9 protein-coding genes are annotated in these 9,980 nt (G+C 45.9%); 4 read left to right on the forward strand and 5 right to left on the reverse strand.

The window, feature by feature from the left end:
• The first annotated feature begins 1 nt into the window (after window position 1).
• Both EBR25_11080 and EBR25_11085 read left to right on the forward strand, forming a co-directional pair.
• Window positions 2-679 (forward strand): RibD family protein, encoded by a 678-nt coding sequence (locus tag EBR25_11080; protein ID NBW41526.1) that lies wholly within the window; start codon window positions 2-4, stop codon window positions 677-679.
• A 144-nt stretch (window positions 680-823) separates the two neighbouring features.
• Window positions 824-1,591, forward strand: coding sequence for a hypothetical protein (locus EBR25_11085; GenBank protein NBW41527.1), 768 nt, complete (start codon window positions 824-826; stop codon window positions 1,589-1,591).
• Window positions 1,592-1,626: 35 nt separating this feature from the next.
• Here the strand turns inward: EBR25_11085 and EBR25_11090 are convergent, their stop codons facing one another.
• Window positions 1,627-3,066: an SLC13/DASS family transporter gene (locus tag EBR25_11090; protein NBW41528.1), complete on the reverse strand. Its 1,440-nt coding sequence runs from the start codon at window positions 3,064-3,066 to the stop codon at window positions 1,627-1,629.
• Window positions 3,067-3,257: 191 nt separating this feature from the next.
• Window positions 3,258-3,725, reverse strand: coding sequence for a single-stranded DNA-binding protein (locus EBR25_11095; protein NBW41529.1), 468 nt, complete (start codon window positions 3,723-3,725; stop codon window positions 3,258-3,260).
• Window positions 3,726-3,893: 168 nt separating this feature from the next.
• On the opposite strand from EBR25_11095, the gene EBR25_11100 reads away from it, so the two are divergent.
• Both EBR25_11100 and EBR25_11105 read left to right on the forward strand, forming a co-directional pair.
• Window positions 3,894-4,478, forward strand: coding sequence for a DUF177 domain-containing protein (locus EBR25_11100; GenBank protein NBW41530.1), 585 nt, complete (start codon window positions 3,894-3,896; stop codon window positions 4,476-4,478).
• A 136-nt stretch (window positions 4,479-4,614) separates the two neighbouring features.
• Window positions 4,615-5,025: an FKBP-type peptidyl-prolyl cis-trans isomerase gene (locus EBR25_11105; protein ID NBW41531.1), complete on the forward strand. Its 411-nt coding sequence runs from the start codon at window positions 4,615-4,617 to the stop codon at window positions 5,023-5,025.
• Window positions 5,026-5,178: 153 nt separating this feature from the next.
• Here EBR25_11105 and EBR25_11110 read toward each other — a convergent pair whose 3' ends face one another.
• From EBR25_11110 to EBR25_11120, 3 genes are read right to left on the reverse strand one after another with little or no spacing between them, the layout of a single operon-like run.
• Complete coding sequence (locus EBR25_11110; GenBank protein NBW41532.1) at window positions 5,179-6,183, reverse strand: hypothetical protein; 1,005 nt, start codon at window positions 6,181-6,183, stop codon at window positions 5,179-5,181.
• On the reverse strand, window positions 6,180-8,672 hold the full coding sequence (gene lon / locus EBR25_11115; protein ID NBW41533.1) for an endopeptidase La: 2,493 nt from the start codon (window positions 8,670-8,672) through the stop codon (window positions 6,180-6,182). The genes EBR25_11110 and lon overlap by 4 nt, the downstream gene beginning before the upstream one ends.
• A 39-nt stretch (window positions 8,673-8,711) precedes the next feature.
• Window positions 8,712-9,965, reverse strand: a complete 1,254-nt coding sequence (locus EBR25_11120; GenBank protein NBW41534.1) for a hypothetical protein — start codon at window positions 9,963-9,965, stop codon at window positions 8,712-8,714.
• Window positions 9,966-9,980: the final 15 nt, after the last annotated feature.

Here is a 9,980-nt window from a genome sequence, read left to right on the forward strand (position 1 = left end):
AATCCTTCCTTCACAATGCTGGCACCTGAATCGTAGATTTTTCACAAACATCAAAGAGCAGCGTCCGTATGTAATTCTTAAATGGGCTGAAACACGCGATGGATTTATTGCGCGCCCTGATTATTCTTCTCGATGGATCAGTAGCGAACAATCAAGAATACGCGTTCATCAATGGAGATCTGAAGAAGACGCCATTTTGGTCGGTACAACAACTGCACTGAAAGATAATCCACAGCTTTCTGTCCGCTCTATTGTTGGACGAAATCCGATACGAATTTTAGTTGATAGAGACAGTACGGTTCCGAAGAAGCACCATATCTTTGATGGATCTGAAAAGACGATTATTATTTCTCATAAAAAACCTTCTGCGAAAAACCTTGATTGGATTCCGTACCCAGACATTGGGTCACATGCGGATTTCTGGGCAGCAATCTTACCGAAACTCTATGAAGCAAAGATTGGCTCTCTGATCATTGAAGGCGGGAATAAAATTCTGACCAGTGTTATTCAAGCAGGATTATGGGATGAGGCAAGAATATTTCGCTCTTCTCAGGAATTCAAAGAAGGGATTCCAGCTCCGATTCTGAATGTTTCCGATATCGACTCTCGAAATCTCGTCAGTCAGAGTTCAGGAAGCGATCAGCTTGACATCCTTGAACCCCTGTCTCCAGAACAGTGAATCCCTCGTATAATCAGCCTCTTAACTAATCCAGCCCTGTACAATGCTACGCATCGTAAAGCGATTTCACTCAATAGCTACATGGAAGGGACTTTTCACCATAACTCCTAAGGAAGATTGCTGTAAAAACGTCGGGAAGAACGTATGCACCACTTACGGAGTAAAGAGAATAGTGACGGGAACTTGTCTTCTGAAACTATCGGCAAATCTCTTCGCAACCAACTGCCATTAAATGCTATCCGAACTGCTTCCATTGATGAGGTATCAAATCAACTTGCTCTACCTCACATTAATGCCGTTATTACTCCGAGTAAACGACCCGCCCTTTCATCACTCAGTGAAGAAGCACAGCGCCAACTTCTGGAGCATCCAATTTCATTGTACTCACCCCGTATAACGCCAAAGGCAAAAGAACTTCAACTTGAAAGCATTCAGAAACATCTTTTTCCTACACTAACGACTCTCTCTGAAACGGAAAAATACTTTCTTCAGTCATTACAGGAAGAAATCTTTGAATTTGGAAACATTATCAGTACCTATACAGGGAATCATACCAATCTTCTTATAACCTCCAACCTACTGGTGGGAAGCGGATGGCACTATGATGTCGCTCTAGCTGCTACCTATAAACTTTTTGGTCCTACCACTGAGTTTATTGCCAATAGCTCTGTAGAAATTGATCCTCATGATGATTCTCTATTTATAGAAGAAGACGCTCACATCTTTTATCCGCAAGAGGGAGAAATCCTTTTTCATCATGGATGGCCAGCAGACAACACTCAAATAGACTCTTTGACAAAGCCGCCTCTGGTCCATCGCGTAGCAGAGAGAGTCGCGCCTTCTCCGTTATTAGAGAAGCACAACCTTACACATGACTACATGATTACGGTAGTTGCATCGAGTATCATCTAGGCGACGAACTCTTATCTCCGTCTCATGAGAACATGTCATAAGAGCAGTAGAATCCATCCTACAATCATAAGAGCACCACAGATATCAAAATAAATACCTGCTCGAATCATTTCTCTTAAAGGGATTTTTTGAGTTGAAAAAACAATTGCATTTGGAGGCGTTGAGACAGGAAGCATGAATCCAAAGCTAGCGCCGAATGATGCTGCCATGAGAATAAGCATGGTGGTCATACCCGAGAACTCATTTTGCATCAGAGTGGCGAGAATTACAGGGTATACGACAGAGGCTGACGCCGTATTTGAAGCAAATTCAGAAAGAAGAATAGAAAGAAAAACAGATATACAAACAGTAAATGCGAGTCCAGCACCGACCGGTAACACAACATTTCCAACCTCTAATGCAAAGCCAGAATGATCGAGTAATGTTCCAAGAGATATTCCACCACCGAAAAGGAGGATGGTACCCCAATCAATATCTTGCGCATCACTCCAAGCGAGGTTTGTTCCTCCATCTGGGGTCGGAAGCAGAAAAAGTATAACTGCGGCAAGAATACCAACGACACTCAGAGAAAAGGGGGCAAAGAAGCTCGTTAACCAATGCTCTTTACCAAGACCACTATCAAGTAGTCCCGGTAGAGTCCAAAATAATACAGCGAGGAGAAAAACAACGGCGACCTGTAGTTCTTCGCCTCGAATACGGCCTCGCTTTTCCCACTCTTGCCTGAAGTGAGCTCGCACTCCTTGTAACTCAAGTTCACAAACTGGAAACAATCGACCAAGGAGCAAATGAAGAAGAAGGATCATAAAGAGGGACACTGGAAGCCCCACTTTCAGCCATTCAAAAAAATTGACGTATAGACCTTGCTTTTCTAAAAACTCAATGGCGAGAAGGTTGGGAGGAGTACCGATGGGAGTTGCAAGCCCGCCCATAGTAGAGGCAAAGGCACACGAGAGCAGTATGCGTATGGTAAAAGAGCGTTGCTCTTTCGCTGACGGAAAGTACGGCTCTAAAACCTGAATAATACCGAGACATATCGGTGTTAACATGACACAGGTTGCTGTGTTTGAAATCCACATACTGAGAAACCATGCTATTGCACTGACTACGACCAAAAGGCTGCCCGAAGAACGGGTAGCGAATTGCCGGGTAAACATCCAACATGCCATTCGGTGATCCCAGCCATGCTTTTGCATTGCTTTTCCGAGTAAGAAGCACCCAATAAAGAGAAAAAGAATGTCACTTCCAAACGATGAAAATGCAGATTTCGGCGGCATAAGCCCATAAAGGGCTATTAAGACCGGGACCAACAGACCCGTTACTGGAAGTGGTAGTACCTCTGTAAACCAGAGCAAGATGACACTAACGAAAAGAGCGAGCACACAGGCGAATTGATAATCAGATTGACTCGCGACGAGAGCCGGAAGAAGAAGGAACAGCACTGGAAGCAACATACGTTTCACATCTGACCAGCCCATAATGGCGTATCCTCCATGAAACTTCACTTGACTCTAACGCAAGGCGATCAACTCCTACACTGAGTTGGCTCCAATTCCCCTTTACTTACCTGCCTTGCTAGCGATCTCTGATAACTTCTCGATTGGCAGCTCTAAAAGCTGCCAATCATATGACTCTATAGCAGCAGTCAGGTGACTATAAAAATAGTCTCCTAGAATGGGATATCATCATCATCAAACGAGACATCACTCCCCGAAAGGCTATCTGCCGAGGGAAGAGAGCTGAGTGCACTTTCATTGCTATCAGTAGGGCGGGAGTATCCTCCATCACTCTCGCTGCCTGCACCATCTCTTCCTCCAAGGAACTGAACCGTATTGGCTATTATCTCCGTGGTCCACCGATCCTTTCCTTCTTTATCCTGCCACTTACGGGTCTGAATCCGCCCTTCGATATAGACTTCGCGCCCCTTTTTGAGAAAGTTAGAACAATTCTCCGCAGTTTTTCCAAACGTTACAATGTTGTGCCACTCGGTCTGCTCCAACCAATTTCCACTTTGGGGATCTTTTCGCCTCTCACTGGTCGCAAGGCTGAAATTAGCGACTGGAGTTTGAGACTGGGTATACCGAATCTCAGGGTCTTTCCCTAACCGTCCTACCAGAATAGCTTTATTCACTCCCATCCGTTCACTCCTCCAAAAGTAAAAATGTGCAATGTCTCGATAGCGTATTTGTATACCTTATTCATCGAAAAATGAAACGCGATGTTTCTTTCCCGTGAAAATACCGTTAATTTATAGAAAACCCAAAAATCTGCTTCCCAAGTCCTTCATCAGGAGAGGAAGTAAGTAATGGGTTTTATTGAGTTTTATTTGAGGAGCCGCTCATTGATCACTATTCGTATTACTGACATCCCCTCCCGAGGATTGGAGGTAGCTGACCACTTGCAGCTCACCGCACTCAATTCCCGCATGAATGAGGCTCCCGATAATGATGTCGAATTTCTATCAGCCCCTCGTTTTTCAATCCGTATAAAGCCAGAGCTCGCTGGTGCCGAGCTTCAAGGGACAATTAAAGCTCACTACAAGCAACCGTGCGGAAGGTGCCTCCAACCAATTGAACGCGAAATCTCCCAACAACTTTCTATAGTACTCAAAGAAAAATCAAAACGTCCTGGAATTGATCGAGCGACATCCTCCTCTGAATGGGATGATGATATCGGGATCGTATATTTCGATGGAGAGCAGATTGATCTTGAGGAGATTCTACAAGAAAGTCTCATCCTCTCAATAAATCCCTTTGAAAATGGACACTCGGATTGTCTAGGTATTCCCTCTTATGACGATAATAACCCGGATAGCATCTCAGACGTCAAACCGACATTCGGTGATCTCCTGAAAGACTTGCAGCCGAGCAAGAAGAAAGCAGGCGGCTAATCACCGAAATTTTTTTATTGTGACATCCGCATCTTTGGAATCACTCTTGGCAGATAAAAATACATCATGCTACACTGTCGAAATGTTACAACGAGTTTCAATTTTACTAATTCCTCTCCTTTTTGCGGTGTATACTATGACTTCAGAAGCTTCTCCGAATGATAATCCTCAGACTATTGAGCTCTCTGAATTCTCAGCAACTGCCTCTGGCTTGAAAATTAGAAAAGATGTAGAAGGCGCTGGCGAAGAGGCCAATGAGCGGGAGCAAGTACAGGTTCATTATACTGGGTGGCTCCTTAATCCAGGAAATAACGAGAGAGGAAACAAGTTTGACAGCTCTCGAGACCGTGGACAGCCCTTTTCCTTTGTCCTCGGCGTAGGTCAGGTCATACGAGGATGGGATGAAGGAGTTGCTGGCATGAAAGTGGGTGAGAGACGCACACTTATAATCCCTCCAGAGCTTGGTTATGGCACCAGAGGGGCAGGGAATGTCATTCCTCCAAATGCAACGCTCCTCTTCGATGTTGAGCTCCTTGGGGTACGGTAAAGAGGGGGGTACGGTAAAGAGGGCCGTAGTACAAGACCCCGGCTATAGCATTTTCTTCTCGAGCATTTTCTTCCCGAGTATTTTCTGCAGTCTTTTCTGCCCGTGTATAAGCAGATCTGGGGGGCGGATGCAGTCGGTCTTATCCTCATATACTCAGAAACCAGCAGCTTTTCGTGCCTTTTCCTCAAGCATTTTCTCTGACCATCCCGTTTCCTTGTAGATAGCCTCTCGCAGTCCCTGCTTGCCCGAGTCGATTCGACGATACACCGCCATTAAACCTTTAATGCTTCGATCATTTACGATTGCCTGCAAGTACATTGACGCCCGCGCATAGTCCTCAGCTCTACCTCTAAAAATAAAGTTGTCAGGCATAGCTTGAAAGCTCTTACGTGCCAATGCTGAATGCCGCTGTTCAATAAAATCTGTAGAAACAAAGCGTGAGTAACGAGCTGCTAATCTCTCAAAAAAAGTAGCAAATCCCTCCGCTCTCCATCTCTCTCGCTGAAAACCTTTTGCCGAAAGAATCGTTGACTCAAGGACATGTCCCATTTCATGCGCTAGTACTGTGGTCATCTCACGTTCAATATCTTCCTGGGGGATTCTTCCGCTCCCCAGACATCCAGCAACAACACGTTGAGCTACGACGTAAATGTTTGCAGGTGGAGTCATCCAAGCTGGATGACAATTTGAGATAAAATGTAGTGGGATTTGATCTTCTGGCAACTCCTCATCCAAAAAAATAACTTCCCATTCAACCGATATATTCCTGTACTCTTGAGGAAAGCTCTCCTGCTTCAGCGTCTTACTGACCATTCGACTCGCGTCAGCCATAGCTCTGAAGGGACTTCTCCCGAGAATTTTCTCGATATCTCGTGACCATCTCAGGTTTATAGGACCCAGAGAGGTAAGCATCCTCTCTTTTCGTTCACTTCCTGATATTTTGATTTCCTGAGGCTTTGCTAATACTTCCTCGTTCGCACTAAGCGATATAGAGCAACGGGCAGAGCCTCGCAAATTTTGGGGTATCTGCCTCAATGATTGTACTTTACGCACTACCCCCTGCGCGTTTTCATAAATGCACCACTCTTCGGCATGAACACCCTGCGAAAGAAGAGAAAAACTCAGCAAGACAATCAACAGCATTCCATGCCAGTTCACATAGAACCCCGCTTCTGTCTGGCTCTTGGTGACTTCGAACTCACCTTGGCTTTCTTTGACTCCCTCTTGGAGATCTTCTTGTGCGAGGGAGTACCATCGAGCAAGGCAATATCCAACACTTCATTCACGTGCTTTACTGGTATGAACTTCAGTTTTTTTCGCTGTTGCTGAGGTATTTCTTCTACATCCTTGAGATTGTCGAATGGGATAATAATGCGAGAGATACCGTAGCGTAACGCTGCAAGTGCTTTCTCTTTTAGCCCACCGATCTGTCTTACATTACCACGCAGAGTAATTTCTCCAGTCATTGCAATGTCTTTATCGACACGACGGTTTGATAGTGCACTTACAAGTGCTGTTACGAGCGCAATCCCCGCAGATGGTCCATCTTTTGGTGTTGCTCCATCGGGCACATGAACGTGAATATCTTTATTTTCATGAAACTTCGGATCAAGACCTAGTCTTTCAGCATTAGCACGAGCAAAAAAGAGAGCTGCTTTACCTGACTCTTGCATTACTTCTCCGAGTCGACCCGTAAGAATGAGAGCTCCTCTTCCTTCAGCTACCGAAGCTTCAATTGGAAGAAGCTCTCCCCCAACGGTTGTCCAGGCGAGCCCCCGAACTAAGCCAACAACACTCTCTTCATCTGTTGATTCAGGATCATAGCGAGTTGGTCCGAGGCAGTCGTGGATATACTCTACCGTGACTTTTCTCTTTCTATGCTTCCCTTCGGCATAACCTCTCGCTATTTTTCGACAAATCGTCCCAATTTCTCGCTCGAGGTTTCGCACACCAGCCTCACGAGTATATCGGTCAATCATCTCGGTCAGCGCGCTTTTTTCAAAAGCAATTGAAAACTTTGCAAGTCCATTACTATCTAGCTGCCGCGGCACAAGATAACGATCCGCTATATGGAGCTTCTCTTCTCGCGTATATCCAGAAATATTTATCACTTCTAGGCGGTCCAGTAAGGCTTCTGGTATGGTATCAATAGTATTTGCGGTAGCAATGAACATTACTTGCGAAAGATCGAACGGAACATTGAGATAGTGATCTACGAATTCAGAGTTCTGCTGAGGATCAAGAACTTCTAATAGAGCAGAAGAAGGATCTCCTCGAAAATCGGATCCAACCTTATCAAGTTCATCCAAAACAAATACAGGATTTTTTGTGCCAGCTTGCTTTAATCCCTGAATAATTCTTCCGGGAAGCGCTCCAACGTAGGTGCGACGGTGTCCACGAATCTCAGCTTCATCACGGACTCCGCCAATAGATATTCTTACGAACTCTCGATTGGTAGCATGCGCAATTGAGCGACCCAAAGAAGTCTTTCCTACCCCCGGGGGCCCGACGAAACAGAGAATTGGTCCGACAGGATCGCGGCGCAGCTTCCGTACACTCAGATATTCAATGATGCGCTCTTTCACTCTATCTAGGCCATAGTGCTCTTTCGTCAAAATGGTATTCGCACGCTTTAAGTCTAGCCGCTCTCTTGACCGTTTTGCCCAAGGAAGATCGGTCAACCACTCAAGATATGTTCTCAGTAGCGCATATTCACTAGACTCTGAAGGCATACGCTCGAGACGAGAAAACTGCTTATCTGCCTCTTTTTTCACTTTTGCTGGCAGCTTTGAACTTTCAAGTAACTCGCGGAGCTCCTCTAGCCCCTCGTAGTCCTCCTCAAGCTCATCCCCCAGCTCTTGTTGAATCAGACGAAGTTGAGAACGAAGGAGATACTCACGCTGTTCTGAGGATAAATTCTCTTCTGCCTGTACGCGAAGCCGCTCTCCTATGAGAAATCGATTCAGCGTTGAGATCAACAAATCATCAACAAGTTGCAAGCGTGATAGCGGGTCAAAATCTTCAAGGAATGGATATCCAATCTGTGGCTCCAGTTGATGATGCGCTGCTAAAATATCAGTAATTTCAGCGGGTCCTTCCGCATTTTCGAGTATGACAAGAAGCTCTTCCGGAAAAAACTCATGATCCACTAGAACACGTACATTCTCCATAATGCGGTGAATGAGCCCCTCATGTTCAGCGCTAAACGCTAACTGCTTATCCAAATTCTCAGGTCGAAACTCAGCATGAAAGAATCCCTTCTTCACTTTAAGCGAGGTAATCTTGACTCTGCACATTCCCTGCACCAGTGCTTTTATTGATCCATCAGAGAGAGAGGTTGTTCTCAAAATCTTTCCGAGGACGGCTATCTCCTCTATTGTCTCGGGATCGAGAGCGGAGGTCTCTGCATCTTGTACCAACACCCCAAGAATCAGATAATCATCACTGTCTCTTGAAGAAGCCTGAAGTGCCTTTATCCCCTCAGCACCCCGTACGATAAGAGACATAACGACAGCCGGAAATGGGACAAGTTCTCCTGTAGCAAGGAGTGGCAACGGTGATGAAATATGGTCACCCGAAGGCAGAACACATTCCTCTCCCTCTGCAAGCAACTCAGCTTCTGAAACTGAAGGTCTCTCTTCTTTCATACCGAATCTCTCCTCCCCTCAGTATATCACGATGCGGTCTTAGCGGTATTCATCCATCTCATCGAGAAGCACGTCTGCTGAGGTTTCTTCAAGAGCATAAGATGGAGTAACTACCAGAGATGATTCAGCAATATCAACTGCCACCAGCTGTCCGTCTCGCACTTCAAGAACCTCAAAATCTCTTCTCATTTCACCACTATCCTCAACCACTATCCTCCCCGTCAGACCGTTATACTGCTCAATACTTCGAAGCCCTTCCGAGTAAGAAAGCTCTTCTTGTTGCGCTTGACGAAAGGCTGAAATGGCGAGAGTCGCTGCATCAAATCCTTGCGCGGCAAGAAAATCTGGAGCAACTCCATATTGTTGCTTATAGGCCTCTTGAAAATTTTTCACCACACCACGCTCACTGCGCGTATTGAACGGGCTTACAAACATGGCTCCGTTCAGCACTGACCGAGACTTCTGAAGCTCTCTCGGATTATCCCATGTTCCAAGGCCAAGCAAGACTAAGCGATCTCTTGTCTGTTGAGAAAAATTACCGACTAATCGGCTTGCCTCCTTCAGTGATCCTGGGAAAAAGAGTCCATCAGCATCAACGAGCTCGAGCTCTGCCGACATCGCAACGAGCTCGGTATCGTTCCCAGCAAGATACCGGGCTTGGTACACAACCTCAGCATCATATTTGGCTACTTCTTGAAGAAACATTTCTCGATAGAAGTCCCCAACTGCTCCAACTGGCACTGCAATTGCCATTCGGCGAATCCCCTTGACTGGGACTACCTTGTCTAACAACGCTCTCATCTGTGACTGGAGAGTTGGTCCCAAGCGAAATATATTTTCACCGGTTTCAAATGTACTCTTCTTAGAAAAGACCATGACAGGCAATTCAGAACGCTCAGCAACCTCAGCTACTGCTTCAGAAGCCTCGGAAAGAAGAGGTCCCAGAACGACCGTGGGAGAATCTGCATTTACAAACGATCTATAGGCGCTCATCGCAGCAAGGGGCTCACCTCGTGAATCTCGAAAGTCCATAACAAAGTCGTGTTCACCACCTTGTCCCATAAAAGCAAGCTCAATTCCGTTCTTTACCTTTTCACCAAGTGCTGCCTGTTCTCCAGTAAGTGGCAGAATCACCCCCAAGACGGTCTTTTTTTCCACCATCGGCTGATTGCCGTCGCTTGTTACGTGCACCCCTCTCTGCCAAAATCGAGCATACTGACTGGCATCCACCACATCAGCATCCGAATACTGGCTAGGCTCAAGACTACGACGACGCAGCTCCTGCCCGACCAAGAGACTAACGAAGCT

The organism is bacterium, assembly GCA_009926305.1.
In the GTDB taxonomy this organism is placed as follows: domain Bacteria; phylum Bdellovibrionota_C; class UBA2361; order UBA2361; family RFPC01; genus RFPC01.